General features: G+C 46.4%; 18 protein-coding genes. 3 read left to right on the top strand and 15 right to left on the bottom strand.

Translation table 11 applies throughout. The annotated features are described in order from the left end of the window. Positions 1-114: 114 nt before the first annotated feature. From MHI12_RS28735 to MHI12_RS28795, 13 genes are all read right to left on the bottom strand, one after another. Positions 115-1,461 (bottom strand): MFS transporter, encoded by a 1,347-nt coding sequence (locus tag MHI12_RS28735; protein WP_405170970.1) that lies wholly within the window; start codon positions 1,459-1,461, stop codon positions 115-117. A 69-nt stretch (positions 1,462-1,530) separates the two neighbouring features. Next, positions 1,531-2,709, bottom strand: a complete 1,179-nt coding sequence (locus MHI12_RS28740) for a winged helix-turn-helix domain-containing protein (protein ID WP_405170971.1) — start codon at positions 2,707-2,709, stop codon at positions 1,531-1,533. Positions 2,710-2,901: 192 nt separating this feature from the next. Further along, positions 2,902-3,696, bottom strand: a complete 795-nt coding sequence (locus MHI12_RS28745; RefSeq protein WP_036606660.1) for an ABC transporter ATP-binding protein — start codon at positions 3,694-3,696, stop codon at positions 2,902-2,904. A gap of 2 nt (positions 3,697-3,698) precedes the next feature. Beyond that, positions 3,699-4,559, bottom strand: coding sequence for an ABC transporter permease (locus tag MHI12_RS28750; RefSeq protein WP_405173065.1), 861 nt, complete (start codon positions 4,557-4,559; stop codon positions 3,699-3,701). 192 nt (positions 4,560-4,751) lie between these two features. Then, the gene (locus MHI12_RS28755) at positions 4,752-5,801 is read right to left on the bottom strand and encodes an ABC transporter substrate-binding protein (protein WP_405170972.1); all 1,050 of its coding nucleotides are present in this window, start codon (positions 5,799-5,801) and stop codon (positions 4,752-4,754) included. Positions 5,802-6,138: 337 nt separating this feature from the next. After that, positions 6,139-6,282 carry a hypothetical protein gene (locus tag MHI12_RS28760; RefSeq protein WP_211084667.1) on the bottom strand — a complete coding sequence of 48 codons (144 nt, stop codon included), beginning with the start codon at positions 6,280-6,282 and terminating at the stop codon, positions 6,139-6,141. Between the two features lie 50 nt (positions 6,283-6,332). After that, positions 6,333-6,629 carry a phosphotransferase family protein gene (locus MHI12_RS28765; protein WP_405170973.1) on the bottom strand — a complete coding sequence of 99 codons (297 nt, stop codon included), beginning with the start codon at positions 6,627-6,629 and terminating at the stop codon, positions 6,333-6,335. A 62-nt stretch (positions 6,630-6,691) separates the two neighbouring features. Further along, positions 6,692-7,597: an Rpn family recombination-promoting nuclease/putative transposase gene (locus tag MHI12_RS28770; protein WP_253504028.1), complete on the bottom strand. Its 906-nt coding sequence runs from the start codon at positions 7,595-7,597 to the stop codon at positions 6,692-6,694. A gap of 196 nt (positions 7,598-7,793) precedes the next feature. Beyond that, entirely contained in the window at positions 7,794-8,441 is a 648-nt protein-coding gene (locus MHI12_RS28775; protein WP_081745846.1) for a metalloregulator ArsR/SmtB family transcription factor, read from the bottom strand. 12 nt (positions 8,442-8,453) lie between these two features. Beyond that, positions 8,454-9,341 carry a rhodanese-related sulfurtransferase gene (locus MHI12_RS28780; protein ID WP_405170974.1) on the bottom strand — a complete coding sequence of 296 codons (888 nt, stop codon included), beginning with the start codon at positions 9,339-9,341 and terminating at the stop codon, positions 8,454-8,456. 239 nt (positions 9,342-9,580) lie between these two features. Next, a complete protein-coding gene (locus MHI12_RS28785; protein ID WP_405170975.1) occupies positions 9,581-10,690 on the bottom strand; it encodes a TolB family protein in 1,110 nt (369 codons plus the stop codon). A 57-nt stretch (positions 10,691-10,747) separates the two neighbouring features. Then, positions 10,748-12,262 carry an ATP-binding protein gene (locus MHI12_RS28790; RefSeq protein WP_405170976.1) on the bottom strand — a complete coding sequence of 505 codons (1,515 nt, stop codon included), beginning with the start codon at positions 12,260-12,262 and terminating at the stop codon, positions 10,748-10,750. Continuing rightward, positions 12,259-12,969: a response regulator transcription factor gene (locus MHI12_RS28795; RefSeq protein WP_405170977.1), complete on the bottom strand. Its 711-nt coding sequence runs from the start codon at positions 12,967-12,969 to the stop codon at positions 12,259-12,261. The genes MHI12_RS28790 and MHI12_RS28795 overlap by 4 nt, the downstream gene beginning before the upstream one ends. A 394-nt stretch (positions 12,970-13,363) precedes the next feature. On the opposite strand from MHI12_RS28795, the gene MHI12_RS28800 reads away from it, so the two are divergent. The 3 genes from MHI12_RS28800 (at position 13,364) to MHI12_RS28810 (ending at position 14,578) form a co-directional block, all read left to right on the top strand. Beyond that, a complete protein-coding gene (locus MHI12_RS28800) occupies positions 13,364-13,693 on the top strand; it encodes a hypothetical protein (RefSeq protein WP_100528243.1) in 330 nt (109 codons plus the stop codon). A 178-nt stretch (positions 13,694-13,871) separates the two neighbouring features. Beyond that, on the top strand, positions 13,872-14,294 hold the full coding sequence (locus MHI12_RS28805) for a sigma-70 family RNA polymerase sigma factor (protein ID WP_405170978.1): 423 nt from the start codon (positions 13,872-13,874) through the stop codon (positions 14,292-14,294). 83 nt (positions 14,295-14,377) lie between these two features. Next, on the top strand, positions 14,378-14,578 hold the full coding sequence (locus MHI12_RS28810; RefSeq protein ID WP_405170979.1) for a helix-turn-helix domain-containing protein: 201 nt from the start codon (positions 14,378-14,380) through the stop codon (positions 14,576-14,578). A gap of 81 nt (positions 14,579-14,659) precedes the next feature. Here MHI12_RS28810 and MHI12_RS28815 read toward each other — a convergent pair whose 3' ends face one another. Both MHI12_RS28815 and MHI12_RS28820 read right to left on the bottom strand, forming a co-directional pair. Then, on the bottom strand, positions 14,660-15,556 hold the full coding sequence (locus MHI12_RS28815) for a helix-turn-helix transcriptional regulator (RefSeq protein ID WP_405170980.1): 897 nt from the start codon (positions 15,554-15,556) through the stop codon (positions 14,660-14,662). 235 nt (positions 15,557-15,791) lie between these two features. Beyond that, complete coding sequence (locus MHI12_RS28820; protein WP_253504043.1) at positions 15,792-17,201, bottom strand: MATE family efflux transporter; 1,410 nt, start codon at positions 17,199-17,201, stop codon at positions 15,792-15,794. Between the last annotated feature and the right edge of the window lie 198 nt (positions 17,202-17,399).

Here is a 17,399-nt window from a genome sequence, read left to right on the forward strand (position 1 = left end):
CGTTCAACGATGTATAACAAAGGCAACGTGCAAACAGCCGCCTTCGGATGAGTACCGAAAGCGGCTGTTCTTTATATTGTAGATATATGATTAAAAATGGTCCGGACAAGGCTGTCAGACCGATTCCTGCGGAATGATCTCTTTTGCTTCAGACACGAGAGGTTGCTTTCCCTCCCACAAGATGCGCTGTAGTAGTATGCCGGCAAGACCAATTACCAGCGTAGCTAGACCGATATATTGAAAGGTGGGGCTCGGCCCCGCAACTCGAATAAGCGCTCCACCTGCAAGTGGAGCTACAACCAGTACAACACTGGATAACGAGTTTTGAATGCCAAAGACGCGCCCTACATAGGCAGGAGGGGTTTCCTTTTGCAACAAATAATTCAGTGTTACCATAAAGAGTCCATTGCCCAGCCCGATACAGAGGCCCCAGATAATGACCCAAATTTCAGGTGTTTGTGGGCCGATCCACCCTAGCGCAGCAATTCCGGCACCCACGAACAGATATCCTCCACCCAGTCCCCACCCATACCCAATTCTCGGCAAGCGATTTAACAACAAAATGATGACGACTGCCCCGGCTCCTGCCGATGAACCCAACCAGCCGAGCAGTGATTCGTTACCTGGCTTGATCTCCCGAAACAGGGTCGTAAACTGATAATCAATCATGAGAATGGCCATGAGTCCAAAACAGCCGAACAAAATCGTACTCAGCACGGTGCGACTGCTCTGTATAAAACGCCAGCCTTGCTTCCACTGGGAGAACAAAGATTCCGATCCATCCTTTTCACTTGCAGCACTTCCGTCTGATTCAACGGAATCCGACTTTTCCACCAAACGCCGCAAGGGCCATAATACCGCACCCGACAACAGGCGGGTACAGGCATTAATGACAATACAGATTTGTGGTGAGAAAAAGGCCAAAATGACTGCCCCCAGAAGTGGTCCCGCCACTTTCGAACACTGGCTCACAAAACCGTTTAGGGACGATGCCTGAAACAGATGCTCCTCTGCCACCACCTGACGGGTTAACGCCTGCTGAGCTGGAACATGGAACACTCCCATCATGGCCCGCAGGGCAAGAAGTGGCAGCAACCATGCCGGGCTTGGTGCGAATAAAATAGCAACGGTTAATCCCACGGTGATCACATCACACAAGATCATGATCTTCACTTTGTGCAGTCGATCAGCCAGAGCACCTGCAAAGGAGCCCAGCAGTATACCCGGGACAGCCATACATACAGGAATAAGTGCAATGATTAGTGGATCAGCACCCCAGCGGTAGGCCACCATCACCTGGATGGCGAGTGCATCGAACCAATCTCCAAACGTAGCCAGCGAGTATGCGATAAACATGCGGACAAACCGGAGGTTGGTCCATAAGCTTTTGGAAGATTCCGCAGATGAGGCGGGTGATTCGGTGGATTCATTGGATGTGGGTTCATTTGAAATGACGGTCATACATGTACTTCCTCCCTTGATTACAGCCGTTAGCGGTCTGTATGTTCCTTGGCTGTAATCATAAGGGCGTTATATCAGAGGAAGATCAGAGGAGGGGGAGGTAGGTGATAAAAAGTTACGTATTTCATCTACAATTTGTTGTCCATATGCGGGTACACCGTAACTTTTGCCGATCTCTGCATACACTTGACGATACTTACTGCGAATTCTACCTTCGATTCGATGATGACCCAGGAATAGGAGAATCTGATATGCAGCATTCAGATATAGCGGTGCGTTCAGCGACATTTTCAATACATCCAGACCGTCATCCATTCTTAACTCTGCCTCACGAATCCGTCCCTGGCGAAGTAACCATAATCCTTCCATCACCTGAAAACGTCCAATCTCCCGCAGATACGGGGCATCCTTCAATCCTGACCGCAGAACTGCCATCTGAGCCTCAACAGCTTCACCGCTGCCACCCCACAGTTCCACATACAACGCTGCAAGTGCTACAGGCAGTCTGAAATTCTTGAGTTCGTCAGTCTCTATTACACGATACGTTTCCTCCAGCTGTGCTTTGGCCCGTTGATATTGGCCCACCTCTACATAGACTTCAACGATGTTCAGAATGCGGAGTTCTCGAAGCTGATCGGCAGACAATGCCGATGAATTCAGTGCCTGTTCATACAACTGAATACTATCCGATGGCTCGATCAGGGGGTGCACGAAAATCAGTAGCCAATATAGTCGCTCCTCAAAGGGAATTGCCTTTGTTGTAATCAGCCATTCCAGATCTCCCTGTATAAAACGGATATACAACTGATAATAAGGGGCAACCTGAATGCCGAGTGCTTCCTGCTGTTGAACCAGGATCTGTATGGCATTTCCCTGCCCAAACAAGTGATATTTACGAAGTAATCCGTGAATGACTTCCTGCATTTCTGGGTCCTGAGCAGAAGGGCTAGCGGGTAGAGCGGACTTGTTCTCATGCACAGCAAGCCGATATCCATAGCCCCGTACTGTATCCAGACGGATCTCATCCCAACGTTTCAGTTTCTTGCGCAGGCGATAGATATGATCGTCCACGGTGCGTTCAACCGGATATTCAAGCGGCCATACCCGATCCAGCAGTTGGCTGCGGGTGAAGGCTTTTTCCTTGTTTTCATACAGAAAATGCAGCAGTGCAAATTCCTTGGCGAGCAGGCGAATGGACTCTGTACGCCGCGTGACCGTATATGTCCCTTCATCCAATTGCAAAGACATGCTTGGTTCCTCCTACTATGTATAATTCGCTAATCCGAAATCGTATAGATTCATTCCACTTTTTCAACGTGTTCAACATACCACAAAAACCCTTTGCGAGAACGCAAAAGGTTTTTATCGTCTATCTTATAGATGGCTTAGATTGTGGATCACGCTACGTATATCTGTTCTTCCAACAAGTGTTCCCTTGTCTTAACCCAGCACGACACGATCATCTGCCATTTTTTTGCCGCTAATACGTTCGAATTCACCAAGCAACTCAGGTACAGTTAACGTACGCTTGCGCTCTTCGCTGACATCCAGAATAATTCGGCCTTTGTCCATCATGATCAGACGGTTACCCAGACGAATGGCCTGCTCCATATTGTGCGTCACCATCAATGTAGTCAGTCTCATCTCTCGCACAAGTGTCTCCGTCAGTTCCGTGATCAGTTCGGCACGTGAAGGGTCAAGGGCTGCCGTATGCTCATCCAATAGCAAAATCTGCGGCTGGGTAAACGTAGCCATTAACAGGCTAAGTGCTTGCCGCTCCCCGCCAGACAAGAGACCCACTTTTGCATTCGGCCGCTTTTCCAGTCCAATTCCCAGCTTCTCCAGTTGCGTGTTGAAAATCTCCCGTCTGGCACGGGTAACTCCGAAGCCCAGCCCGCGTCCTTTGCCACGTTTGTATGCCATCGCCATATTTTCTTCAATGGACATATGTGGTGCTGTTCCTGCCATCGGGTCCTGAAACACCCGGCCAATCCAGCTGCTGCGTTTATGCTCCGGCAGGTTTTTAATGGAGCGGTCATTGATCAGCACATCACCCATGTCCGGCTTCATCACACCCGAGATGATGTTCATCAGCGTAGATTTACCGGCCCCGTTACTACCAATCACCGTCACAAAGTCTCCCGGATTCATCGTCAGATTCACACCGACCAGCGCGGTCTTCTCATCCGTCGTGCCTGGGTTGAACAGCTTGGTTACTTGCGTAATCTCCAGCATGATCACATACCTCCCTTCGCCTGATGACCCCCGGATCGCATCAACTCTTCCGTTCGTTTGCGAGCCAGACTACGCTGCTTCATGGAGCGCTGCATAGTAGGGAACACCAATGCAATAATGACAATTACCGCGGTGATCAACTTCAGATCAGATGTATCAAACCATTCGACCTGTAGGGCAAGTGCAACCACAATCCGGTAAATAATCGAACCAACGATCGCTGCAAGTGTAGCCCAGAAGACCGTTCTTGCACCAAGAATGGCCTCACCGATAATGACAGAAGCCAGTCCAATAACGATCATACCAATGCCCATCGTGATATCCGCAAAACCTGATTGCTGTGCAATGAATGCACCAGACAGGGCAACCAATCCATTGGATAAGCTGACACCTACAATAGTAGTCACATCCGTATTTGCACCAAAGCTTCGAATCATGCGTTTGTTATCACCTGTCGCGCGGAGTGCCAGTCCAACATCTGTTTTCATGAACAGATCGAGCATAATTTTAAACACCAGCACCACGATGATAATAAGTACCATGACATGCTCACCTGAGAATGGATTGTCCATACCCATAATGGATTTATTCGGTGCGCCAAGAATACGCATATTAATGGAGTAAAGCGCGATCATCATCAAAATCCCGGACAATAATCCGTTGATTTTGCCTTTGGTATGAAGCAGACCTGTACAAGTCCCAGCCACCATGCCGCCAGCCATTGCCGCCAAACAGGCAAGCCAAGGAGAGAAGTCATTGGAGATCATAACCGCCGCGATTGCGCCTCCTGTTGTAAAACTTCCGTCTACGGTAAGGTCAGGAAAATCGAGTATGCGGAACGTAATATAAACACCCAGTGCCATCAGTGCATATAAAAGCCCCAGCTCGATCGCCCCTTCAATTGAATTCCAGCTTATACTCACGCTACTTCCTCCCTGTCTATCGAAAAGAATGAGGCGAACCCGTTGCATGTTCGCCTCGCATCCATACTGCCGGATAACACTCCGGTCAGATTATTGAATCATCTCATAACTCATTAAATTTATGAATTGATTCTATTGAATAATGTTGTTTTCCTGGTCTTTTACTTCCGCTTTCATCTCATCCGTAACCGTGATACCTTGGGCTTCAGCCGCTTTCAGGTTCAGGATCAGATCCAGTTTGTCCGGAACGGTGACTTTCATATCACCCGGTTTTGTACCATTTTTCAGAATGTCCGCGGCCATCTCACCCACCTGATATCCATGGTCATAATATTTGAAGCCTACCGTTGCGAAAGCTCCTTTTTCAACGGTATCCCGATCACTGGAGAAGAACGGAATTTTATTACTGTTCGCCGTTTGGATGATCGTATCAACCGCACTCACGACGGAATTATCGAGTGTGATGTAGAAGGCATCTACTTTCCCAACCAGAGAATCCGTTGCCTGTTTTACTTCAGATGTATTCGTAACGGGTGCTTTCACCAGCTTGATATTATGTGTTGCCAGCGCTTTTTCTGCGTTATCTGCCATAACCACCGCATTTGGTTCACCTTCGTTAATGACCAAGCCCACCGTTTTCACATCCGGCAAATTTTTAGCGATAAAGTCAGCCAATTGTACGATGGCCTCTGGATTCGTGTCCGATGCACCTGTAACATTGCGGCCCGGCTTGTCCATATCGGTCACCAGTTTGGCACCCAGTGGGTCCGTTACCGCTGCGAACAGCAATGGCTTGTCCTTCACTTGTTGAGCTAGCGCCAGCGCAGATGGTGTTGCAATTCCGAGTACGAGATCGTTTTTGGAATCACCCGAGATTTTCTGTGCAATGGACAGGTTGTTCGTCGAATCACCTTGTGCGTTATTGTAATCGATTTTGAGGTTCTTGTTCTCTTCAATGCCCGCTTCCTTCAGGGCTGCGATGAATCCTTCACGTGTAGCATCCAGAGATGGATGTTCAACAATCTGCGAGATGGCAATCTGATATGATTTTTCCTCGCTGCCTCCACCTGTTGTAGTCCCTGATCCTTCGGATTCCGAGCCTGTACCGCTGTTATTTCCGCAACCTGCTGCAACGATCATTGAAGCAACCATCATCAGTGACATCCAAAATTTCTTTTTCATGTGTGAGAACCCCTCTCCATCCTATAAAATGTGGTTACCCTTATCGAATTCCATTGACACGATAGGGCGGGACAAAACAAACGCTTCAACGCATTGTTGCTTTGATCGACAAAAGCAGACAAATATAGACTTTTCTCATGCGACTGAAGTCCATGACCCGTGTTGGTGTTTTAATGTTCCCCTAATATTAAGGGGCGTCCCGATATCCGTCAATGGTTGAACCGCTTCCAATTTACTTTCATCGTATGGTTGTGATAGAAAACATTACATAAAACTTAAAAACCCCCCACATTGTTCTGTAGATGGTCGCCATGGGTACAGCAAAATAAGGTCCTACTCATGAAAATGGAGTATGAAGTCTTCTTCTAATCTCGTCCACAAGCATTGTTTTCTCCGCTTCCGATATGGCATCCGCGATCAATTTGCGTGCCGCAACAGGAGCAATCCAGGGTTCGATATCTGCATAGCCAATACCGGACAACTTCTCATACTCCTCCATAAAGACACCAATGCTGTACTCTCTCGTCGCATTCAGGACAACCGTCGCTTCATCGGCAGATGCGGGGGCAGTATCGCATATCGAATCATAATAATGTATTCGGCCAAGTCTGCTTCCGGATTCCCGGTAGAGGCATTGTTCCAGTCAATAATGACTGCATCATGATCTCGAAGGAGTATGTTACCCGGGTTGGGATCACCGTGACATAGTTGCTGCTTCATCGGTAATTGATCCAATTGGGCAATCACGGCAGCTTTCTCCGCTTGAGATAAGTATTGTGCTTCATCATGAGATTTTTCATATTTAAAATTTTCAAAAAAAAGAGGCATCCCTCCCAATGTACTTTGGGTATGGTCACCTTATATCGATCAATGGATAGCTCCAGAGTGCTTTATTCCTTTTCTTTTTGCAGTTCTTCTAATTCAGATGGTGTTAGCCCGGTAGCTTTAATAATAGTAGCCTGATCAAGACCTAAAGTGAGCATATTCATTGCGATTTTCCGCTTGCTCTCAGCTTCACCTTCTTTGATCCCTTCTTCGATTCCTTTTTGAATTCCTTCCTCCATGCCTTTCTTGAGACCCTCTTCTCGTGCGCCCTCAATCATGGAAGCTTCGTCCCATAGAAATTTCTGACGGTCGATATATCGTTGACGTGCTTGCTCATCCTGGCTCAGAAACTCCAATACACTCATGGCTTTTTTCAAAGCCGGTTCGGGTTCGTGCATCATTAACGCCTCCCAGCTTGATTTAGTCATTCCTTTCAGAAATAACAGCCAACGCACCAATCCATCCTTTATTTGAATATTTTCATCATTCAGCTTTGGTATTTCCATAAAATGAATCTCTATAACATCCGTCAACGGAATATCAGTATGGTCTTCTCTTAAATGAAATACGTTGTGGTACTGATCATTAGCGAGCATTTTGAAATTAACAATGTTGATCGCTACGCATTTTTTGAGTTGACTATATCTCTGTCCTTCAAGTAATTGTCCGGAATATTGTTTACCCCAATAGAACAAAGTCCTCTTCTCTAAATCATACTGATTAAACAACTGCATTTCAACATTGATTAGCTCACCTTGATCTGTTTTGGCCCGTATGTCCAGTATGGACTGTTTATCTCTCGGTGTATCCTTGTCCAGATAAGGGTTGATTAACACAATCTCGGTCAGTAAAGATTCACCTGCATTTTTGAAGGTATGATTCAGAAAAGCCAGAAGAACATCCTTATTCTCTTCACTTCCAAAGATTCGTTTGAACACATAATCGTTCTTGGGATCAAGCAACTCTGTCATTATTATTCACTCCTACGCGCAAAATGAACAGAATATATCTGCTGAAGTATCAGCAAATATAAGGATGCGAACATGCACTGGATGTTAGCTCCATTATAACACGCATCGCCATACGTAAATAGCGTTTATACGTAATTTATTTATCAAAAAAAGAGACTATTTCGACGAATCGAAACAATCTCTTTGTATAAACCAGTTAATTCCCCGACGCTTCGCGAATCTCATACTTGCACCTTTTGCCGCCATCGGCGTAACATTCGGTACGCTCTACCTCAGCTTGAAGTAGCGAGCGAAACAGTTCCAGTTCACAGCGGCAAGCCTGCTTGTAGACACTCGCGACTTGCACAATCGGGCAGTTCATTTCCGTAATGACGTAGGTTCCATCGTCTTCTCTGGACGCATCCGCCATATATCCGTTGGCATTCTGGATTCGCGCGAGTTCCTCCACCCTCCCGGCCAGATCCTGGCCCTCCATCTGTGGCAATCCGCTGCGAAGCAGCTTGTCCCGGCGACTCTCGAATAATGCATCCACCACACCGCTACCGGCTGAGTCAGACAATTCTTCAAGCAGTTCCAGTGTAAGGGACGAATATGATTTTGGAAAAAAGCTGTCCCCGCGCACCGTCAGTTGGTACACCGAGGACGGACGTCCGGCCGTAGCCCGGGCCTCCCGAACCTCGATCCATCCGTCCTGCTCCAGTGCCGTCAGATGACGGCGAATGGCCATGCCGGTCAGACCCAAATCAGCTGTCATTTCCCTCGCGGTCAATGTGCCTTGCTGCTTCAGCATGAACAAAATCCGTTCACGCGTCGTTCGTTCCTCTTCACGCTTCACGATCAGCACCTGCTCTCCTGCTTATGCGTGTACCGGTGCTGCCTCCCGGCAAGCATCCGAGCAAAAGCGGTTATGCGTCTCTTCGCAATCCTCACAGCTTACGTGCTGCAGGTTGCAGGTTGGACAATTAATATATCGGTCATGTGTCGTTCCACAGTGATAACAGCTGGCAATGACAATATCCTCGTCTGTCCGGTTAATCGGCACAGAGATTCGCTCATCAAACACGTAACACTTGCCATCAAACAGATGACCTTGTACTTCAGGGTCTTTACCGTACGTGACAATACCGCCGTCCAATTGAGCCACGTCCTGGAATCCTTCATTGATCATGAACCCCGTCAGCTTCTCGCAGCGAATGCCGCCAGTGCAATAGGTAATAATCGTTTTGTCCTTCATGTCACCCAGGTTCTCGCGGATCCACTCCGGAAACTCACGGAACGACTCCACATCTGGACGAATGGCCCCGCGGAAGTGACCAATTTCATATTCATAGTCATTGCGACCATCGATAACGATGACGTCATCACGTTGCAAATGCTCATGGAACTCTTTCGGCGAAAGGCGTTTGCCGCTAGTCACATTCGGGTCAAGTTCATCTTCCACACGGAAGGTTACCAGCTCTGCTTTGTGACGAACAAAGATTTTTTTGAACGCATGCTCTTCCACATCATCAATCTTAAATACCATATCGCTAAAGAGCGGGTTCGCATGCATGTCTTTCATATACTGTTCCGTCTGTTCTGGCGTTCCGGATACCGTGCCGTTAATGCCTTCGGATGCGATCAGAATACGACCTTTCACACCGAGGTCCTTGCAGTATTGCAGATGCTCTTGTGTAAACGTCTCGGGGTCTTCAATCTTCACGAACTTATAATATAAAAGCACGCGGTACGCGCTGTTACACATGTATATCACCTGTTCCTATTCCATGTTGTTATTAGCCGGATCATCCGGCAAGACGACTACGTTGCACCCTTACTTTTAAAAAGAAAATAAACAGCCGCCCGAAACATCGTCTCGAACTGCTGCCTGACATTCGACTTTTATTCCTGCATTCTAGTTTATCGGAAGCGGAACAGCTTAGTCAATATAAATGTATAGAAAGGGATGAAAGATATGGAACATATCTGTCCGCAACAATCACCTTATTCCGAGATCGTAATGACCGAGGTTACAAAGTGATACGATTCATTCTCCAATACCGCCTGCGATAACAGGATCTTATTGCCTTCCGGGCTCCAGGCGAGTGGGTCAGATGCGTTGTCCATATCCGCCGAGATCTGGAACTGTTCTGCCGACTCCGTGTTGGAGACGAACAGTCCTTTCTCATTGTCATTCTCGGAATTGATGGTGTATGCAATCTTGGAATCATCACCCGACCAGCTTGTGCCGAAGATCTGAGTGCCTCTGGCGAGTGTGGCTTTTTCATTTCCTTCCAGATCGGTGAGCACCAGCGCCCGTTTGGTATCCGCTGTTCTTTTCACAATCGCAAGCCTTGTTCCATCATTAGAAGGGATGACCCACTCCACACTTTTCAGCACCTGTTTCACGTCACCCGTCTTCACGTCGTATGCATTCAACTGGCCGTCCTCGCCCGTAATATAATAGAGCATATTGCCTGACACCTCGATACTCCGCACATTGAAATTACCTGTCTCCACCAGCACTTTCGCTGTGCCATCCACATTTGCCGAGATCAGATCACCCTTCATATTAGGGAAAACGACATGTTCATTATCCAGCCATGCGCCCTCTTGGATAAATCCATCCTCCTTACCCGCAGGGGTTGTCTCCCCATTATGCAGGTTCAGTAAGTAGCCTTTACCCGTATTTTCCTCCGGCTCCCGGTAAAACAGGTACTGACCATCCGGTGACACCAGCGGTGCGCCCAGACTGGCTTCACTTTCCTTGAGCGGCGTGTCTGTGCCTTTGGTTAGATCATACATATATAAGTTATGCGGGTATCTTTCCTGACCTTCAACGGTGACGGGTTTCAAGGACTTATTCTCCTTGTCGGATACAATCCAATCGTCACTTAGCCAGGCAATTCCGCGCATATTCGGCAATTTATCAATTTTCTCCAACTTGAAGCTCTGGTACACGGACGTGTTGGTATTATCTTTTACTGTAATGTCGGTGCCCGTTTTCCCACCTTGTGCGTTGCCCCCCGGCTCCGTTGTTCCCCCACATGCCGCTGTCGTTAACAGGGCAATGGCTCCGAACGTGCCCAAAGCTGCTTGTTTCCAATTCATCATGGTCCCCCCTGGTTTCTCTTGCTATAGACCAAGCATACACATCGCATACTTCCAAAGTTATTCAGACTTGTTTCGAACTTGTAAACTTGCATAAGCCAAAGGAAATACGAGTTGGAACGTCACGCCTTCCCCATCTTCTGAATCGCCCGGATTGCTTGGTAACAAGGTGATTGTCCCTCCCTGTTTTTCAACAAACTGCTTCACGAGAGATAGCCCCAGTCCGGTTCCGCCGGTTTTTCTGGCTCTGTCTTTGTTCACGGTGTAAAAGGGTTCAAAAATCTTCTCCCGCGCCTCTGCCGGAATCGGCGTACCCGAGTTGTAGATGCGAATGACCGCTTGACGCTCCTGCATCTGTAGTTCGCTCTTCACCCGGATCACACCATCCGGAACGTTATATTTAATCGCATTATCCAGCATGTTGATGAAAATATGCATTAGACTCTCCCGATCGCTACGGATCACCGCCGGCTCAAGATCCAGTTTCATGTTCAGCGCGAATTTCTCCGCTTTCCCCCGCATCCGGCCACAGGCATCCTCCAGCAGAGCACTGACCTCTACATTTTCGGCCTGATTCTCGAAGTCATACTTCTCCAGAGCAGATAAATGTAAGACTTTCTCGACCATCTCGTACAGCCGCTCCGTTTCTTTACCAATGTTACTCGTGGCATCATCAAGCAGTTGCGGATCATCCTTATACATGTCGAGCAGCTCCACATAAGCTTTGATCGATGTCAGCGGTGTCTTGAATTCATGGCTAATGTTACCGATATATTGTTTCTGCTGCTGTTCCAGCGCCTGAAGTTTCTCAATCGCCAGTTGCAACTTCTGCTGCTCCGCATGCATGGCTGTGATGTTTTGCTGAATGGATGTACTCATATAATAAATGCCCTGCCCCAGCTCTCCCAATTCATCCTTGCGCCTTACAGGAGACTCCGTAATGTAGTTCCCTTCGCGAATGGAATCTGCGGACCTCTTCAGCCGGGTAATCGCGACAGCAAACCGATTGTAGAACAGATAACCTAATATGAAGCTCAGCGCCACAACGGTAATTCCGGCCCATATGAACAATTGAAGGATGCGAGTATAGAATTCATGATAGCTTTGGACCGGATATTGCATCCACACAGCACCCATCTGTCCATCCGGACCGTCCAGTGGTGCGGCGTAGAGCAAGGTATCCCCTTGTTCATGATAGGCAATTTTATTTTGTAGTGCATAGTTGAGCGTATCCTGAACAATCGCACTCTCCCCAGAGCTGATCGATGAACCGACTTGTTGGCCTTTCATATCATAGAGCGCTATCGGCAATCCGGTAGAGTTGGCCAGTTCCTGTGCAAGCCTGCGGCCGTTTTGTTGTAAAAAGACTTCCTGTTCAAGATGAACGGACTCCGTGTAGTAGGACTGTCGCACATTCAGATTCACCAGTCGTGTCTGCTGTGATAAAATACCTTCAATCTGTGACTGCTGATTGCGTTCAATACCGCGCAGAACCAGTGAACTAAGCACAACCACGGTCAGGATAAGCAAGGCTGCCAGAAAAACACTGAACTTCAGCTTGATGCTGACTCTCATATGGCCCCGCCTGTTTCAGGTGCAGATGCTTTGTAACCAATCCCGTATACGGTCTGCAATTTTTGCTGTTCTGTATCCCCAATTTTCTTACGCAAACGCTGGATGTGGATATCCACGGTCCGTGTCCCACCTGCATATTCCATGCCCCAGACCCGGTCCAGCAGATCGTCTCGTGTGTACACACGCTCAGGATTAGACATGAGAATGGTCAGCAGGTCGAACTCTTTTGGTGTCAGATCCAGCTTGTCCTCATTCACGGTCACCGTGCGGTGAGCAACATGAATACGCAGTGTGCCATTTACGATGGCCTGATTCTTCGAATCGTCAGGTGGTGGACTGCTTTTCTCGACACGGCGCATGAGCGCTTTCACCCTTGCGAGCAGTTCACGGATCTCGAATGGTTTGGTCATGTAATCATCGGCGCCCATTTCCAGGCCAACGATTTTGTCTACGATATCATTTTTGACGGTCAGCAAAATAATGCCGATATCCTCGCGGTCCTCCAGCCTGCGGCATACCCCGTATCCATCAAGCCTTGGCATCATGACGTCCAGAATCATGACCTGTGGGTGAAACGATGCGACCTTAACCAAGGCCTCTTCGCCGTCACTCGCAGTATCTACTTCATATCCTTCGCGCCGCAGCGCGTAAGCAATGGCACTGACGATGCTTGATTCGTCATCCACCACGAGCACTTTTTTATTCATGGGATTCATCCTCTTTATCTATGTCATGAGTTGATTTATGCGTCTATGTTAGCAAGATCTTTGCGATTTAGCTATGAAGGACTTAGGGTTTAAAAAAAACGTGTATCCTCTCAGCTTGGACTCGGCTCTACCTTCTTTATACCCTATAGGTAGCAAAAGGACATTAAAAACCTTATGAAGTAAAACTCCGATAAATGCTGACCCATATAGTTCAACTTTAATTTTCCTGCTTGGTAGAGACTGCAACGCGACAAATTACTGTGGAACTATTATCTGATAAACAAAATATTTATTGTGGTTGTTTTTTTTCGAGTTCGCATCTCTTTATCTTATTACAAGGCCGCTCTTATCCGGAAAGAACGTTCTTGAAATTAAATATTAAGGGGAGATATTAATGGCAGAAGCAGTATGTACCACTTATGGAGCAAGTCATAGAATGTATTTACAGGGGGCAGCTTATGTTGCAGATAGTACTGGCAAGCTTTTAACTAAACAGTTTCCTGGACATAGCGGATTCTTCAAATGTAAGTGTGGTGATCGATTTGTTGCAGAAGGTGCACCAGAATCCGGCGCGGTAATTGGCAACTATGTTACACAAGGAGGTATCCTTGCAGCAGAATCCAAACAGGGCGTTGCTGCAGTTAAAGTTAATACTAGTATGATTAGAAACACTACTGCTCGCACTCTTTCAGGGTTCACATTTTATAATTCCAACCCAAATTAATAGTAATTAATTCAATAAAAAAGGTAACTCATCTAAATGATGGGTTACCTTTTTTATTTATAATTAATGTATTTAATTCCTAAATTAACAAGCATTTTTTACAAAAGAAGTGTATAATAAAACAAGAACATACGTTCCTAATTTGTTGTACAAACTTCATTTAAAAGGAGGAAAATTTATGGTTGACACAAAAGGTTTACAGAATAGTATGAAAGCTGAGCTCGAGAGAAAATTTGTTAGTTACATATCAACTCTCCTACACTTCAACTCAATAAACTTTGATAAAAAAATTCGAAAACATCAAGATAGGTTTGCCTTAATCATGGATGATGTTGAAGAAAGTGATTTAAATCATGCGAATGATGAGTTGTTTAAGCAAGAATTATATGGATTAGAAAACCAGATTAGTGACCCCAATTTACACAAACTTTTTTTGAAATTATCGCATCGCGAAAAGGAGATATTAAACCTCTCTTATGGTAGAGAGGAGAGAGATATAGAAATTGCTCAAAAGTTGGGCGTAAGCCAACAGAGTGTTTCAAAAACAAGAAAAAATGCATTAAATAAATTACGTAAGTTTCTTTACTCAGAGAAAAGCTAATTATTAACTCATACATCTTATCCAATCTTTGCACAATCACTAGACTCTAATCACATCATTAAAAAATTAATAGGAGGTAAATAATGAATACTTCATATGAGATGTACGATCTACTGACTGAGGCAAAATCAGGGAGTCAGACTGCAGTTCTGGAAATCATCCAAAAGTTCGAGCCAAAAATCAAAAAATCTCTTCGTCAGACAAACAATCAAAACAGGGAGGACTTAAGACAAGAACTAATTACTAAATTCCTTGAAGTTCTATACTCCTATGAGATTAAATAATTTATTGGACTTTAATCGTATCTCAGGTTCAATTTTATTTATATACAGTTCATAATCATTATGAACTGTATATAAATATGCTTACTCCTCAAATGACAGGTTCAGCGGCTCGTCCGACATCTCGTACTCTGTCTCCATATGTGTCAGCGGTGTGTTCAGATCAACCTCCTCAAAGCGGAAGCTGTCGACCCACACTTTTCCTTTACCGTTCAAAATAACCCCAAACGAAATGACCGCACTGCCCTCCGGTACATCAAGCACAATACTATACTGATTCCATGGCTGCGTACCCGTAATTGGCCGATCATGCATGTTATCAAATTGAAGTACATCATGAACGTTATTATCAACACGCATCCATAATCCGCAGAACGCATCCACATGCTCGGTCTTCACGAATCCCGATAACTTCATCCGCTTACCCACATACCTGTCCGCTCTGAACTGTTGCATCATCGTTGCGAACTCGTTAGACTCCATAGGCGTAACGGCCTTCAAATATCCTGATGCTTTTCCCTGATGCACTTCAGCTGGATCAATGCCCATCTCATAATTTTGCGGGTGACTTCCCGTTAACATCCAACCTGTAATTGCTGACGTCTGATTCATCTGTAATTCTCCTCCTCTGGTTCTTCCTTCGAATAATTTCAAGTCAAACAATTTGCGAAAACGTCCCGGCGGCATGCCATATAATTTGCGGAATGCACGGGTGAAGGCTTCCTGACTCTCAAAGCCACATGCTAGGGAAATGTCCAGAATGCCCGCATCTGTGGTTCGCAGTGCCGTAGACGCCAGACTCATCCGACGGTTTCGGATATAATCCACCACGGTCATGCCCACCTCATTACGGAAAATTCGATGGTAGTGATACGGCGACAACAACGCCTCGGATGCCACTTCTTCCAGCCCAATCTGCTCATGCAGATGGGTCTCAATATAGAACAAACTTTGCTGAATCATTGCACGGTAACGGCTCAACTGAAGTAAAGCCCCCTTCCATATCCTTACTATACGTGAATGGTGTAACCGCCGTTTTGATCATTTTTGCTATCTTCACTTCGGTTGGCCTCTGCCGGAGATGCAAAAAGAGCCAATCACGGATTGAATCCTTTCCGTAATTGACTCTTCTGGGAAACTGCTGCCCTATGGCTACTGTAGAGCCACTTCATTGATCTACAGCAGGTTCATTTATATCTTTGCACAACATTCTTCGTCAGACAGCCGGTACCGGCTGTGCACCAACCTCTTCGTCATCATGCTCTACCAATTCATGTTTCTCCCAAGCTCTACTCTTCCAGCGGAAGTACATAATGACCGCGCGGGTCCACTCATCCGCCGCAATGGCAAGCCACACACCAGCGAGCCCCAGATGAAGCTTGAATATGAGCAGATATCCGAGTGGCAGACTCATGCAGACCATGGAGATCAGCCCCATATATACCGGGAACTTTGCATCCCCTGCGGCACGCAGGGAACCAATGATCACAATATTGCAGGTACGCCCGGTTTCGAGCAAAAGGCTGAGCAGGATCACTTGAGCCCCCAGCTTGATAATTTCCGGATTATCCGTAAAGATGCTCATCAGCGGCACGCGGAAAAAAATGATGATTACATCAATGATAACCGTGGCCAGAAGGGCCCATTTTACACTGTCAAAAACACGTTTGTATGCATCGTCTTTGCGCCGCGCACCCACAAGCCGGCCTACAATGATCGATGTCCCCATACCAATCGCCATGCTGAACAAGTAGATATAGCTGGAGATGTTACCCGCATACTGCTTGGTTGCCATAGCTTCTGCTCCCAGATAGGTCACATACAGCGTGAACACGAGCTGGCAGGAATGATATACCATCGATTCCATCGCAGACGGAATGCCAATCCGCAGAATTTTGCCAATGAATTTCTTGGACAACTTAATGTAGTATTCGAAATCCACCCGTACCTCGCTCACACGATACAACAACCAGAAGAAGATCAGCAGGCAGATAAACCGGCTTCCCACCGTAGAGATTGCTGCCCCTTCCACTCCAAGCTTCGGAAGGCCGAAGTGTCCAAAGATCAATGCATAGTTACCAACAACGTGAATCACGTTCATGAATACAGCGACATACATCGTTTCTTTGGTGTAACCATGTGTACGAATCGTCGCTGCCAGCGCATTAATGAGTGCCTGGAGGAATATCCCGCCACCAACGATATTTATATACGAACGGGCAAAATCGTAAATTTCGCCTTGAATGTTCAGAAGTGTTAGCAATTGTCCTCCGAACAGAAGGAAGATTCCGCTCAGGACCAGACCTACGATAAGATTCAGTGTGATCGCATTACCTGTAACCTGTGCTGCTTCACTTAACTTTTTCGATCCAATATATTGTGCTACTACAATTGCAGCACCATGTCCAATGACTTCCAATACAAGGATAGCGATAGAAATAATCTGATTGGCTGCTCCAACGCCGGAGACCGCATTATCGGATACCGAGCTGAGCATGAGCGTATCCACGCTCCCCATCAACATAAATAAGAAGAGTTCCAGGAAAATAGGCCATGTCAGTCGAATCAGATTCAGATCCTTGGCATCAGAACGAAGGGACTCTTTGGTTGAGGATATTGCTGTCATTTTCTCACCTTTCCCATGTGGGCTTTAATTCTTAGGGTATGTTAGCACAGGTAGTTTGAAAATGCAGTAGTTTTGCGAAAATAGTTGAAAGTTTTTTGCAATTCCATAAATAGGTATTTTCAGCGTTTTCATCAAGCTCCGTGTCTGTACACCTGCCAGAGGTTTTAGAAGACAAAAAAGGCCCCTCCCGACTCGCTT

The sequence above is a fragment of the Paenibacillus sp. FSL H8-0280 genome, from assembly GCF_045040665.1.
Lineage (GTDB): Bacteria > Bacillota > Bacilli > Paenibacillales > Paenibacillaceae > Paenibacillus > Paenibacillus xylanexedens_A.

What these genes read in the sequence shown, in the direction of transcription:
- MHI12_RS28735 (WP_405170970.1), bottom strand. Translation starts at nt 1,461, where the DNA reads ATGACCGTCATTTCAAATGAACCCACATCCAATGAATCCACCGAATCA.
- MHI12_RS28740 (WP_405170971.1), bottom strand. Translation starts at nt 2,709, where the DNA reads ATGTCTTTGCAATTGGATGAAGGGACATATACGGTCACGCGGCGTACA.
- MHI12_RS28745 (WP_036606660.1), bottom strand. Translation starts at nt 3,696, where the DNA reads ATGCTGGAGATTACGCAAGTAACCAAGCTGTTCAACCCAGGCACGACG.
- MHI12_RS28750 (WP_405173065.1), bottom strand. Translation starts at nt 4,559, where the DNA reads ATGGCACTGGGTGTTTATATTACGTTCCGCATACTCGATTTTCCTGAC.
- MHI12_RS28755 (WP_405170972.1), bottom strand. Translation starts at nt 5,801, where the DNA reads ATGAAAAAGAAATTTTGGATGTCACTGATGATGGTTGCTTCAATGATC.
- MHI12_RS28765 (WP_405170973.1), bottom strand. Translation starts at nt 6,629, where the DNA reads ATGCCTCTTTTTTTTGAAAATTTTAAATATGAAAAATCTCATGATGAA.
- MHI12_RS28770 (WP_253504028.1), bottom strand. Translation starts at nt 7,597, where the DNA reads ATGACAGAGTTGCTTGATCCCAAGAACGATTATGTGTTCAAACGAATC.
- MHI12_RS28780 (WP_405170974.1), bottom strand. Translation starts at nt 9,341, where the DNA reads ATGTGTAACAGCGCGTACCGCGTGCTTTTATATTATAAGTTCGTGAAG.
- MHI12_RS28785 (WP_405170975.1), bottom strand. Translation starts at nt 10,690, where the DNA reads ATGATGAATTGGAAACAAGCAGCTTTGGGCACGTTCGGAGCCATTGCC.
- MHI12_RS28790 (WP_405170976.1), bottom strand. Translation starts at nt 12,262, where the DNA reads ATGAGAGTCAGCATCAAGCTGAAGTTCAGTGTTTTTCTGGCAGCCTTG.
- MHI12_RS28795 (WP_405170977.1), bottom strand. Translation starts at nt 12,969, where the DNA reads ATGAATAAAAAAGTGCTCGTGGTGGATGACGAATCAAGCATCGTCAGT.
- MHI12_RS28800 (WP_100528243.1), top strand. Translation starts at nt 13,364, where the DNA reads ATGGCAGAAGCAGTATGTACCACTTATGGAGCAAGTCATAGAATGTAT.
- MHI12_RS28805 (WP_405170978.1), top strand. Translation starts at nt 13,872, where the DNA reads ATGGTTGACACAAAAGGTTTACAGAATAGTATGAAAGCTGAGCTCGAG.
- MHI12_RS28810 (WP_405170979.1), top strand. Translation starts at nt 14,378, where the DNA reads ATGAATACTTCATATGAGATGTACGATCTACTGACTGAGGCAAAATCA.
- MHI12_RS28820 (WP_253504043.1), bottom strand. Translation starts at nt 17,201, where the DNA reads ATGACAGCAATATCCTCAACCAAAGAGTCCCTTCGTTCTGATGCCAAG.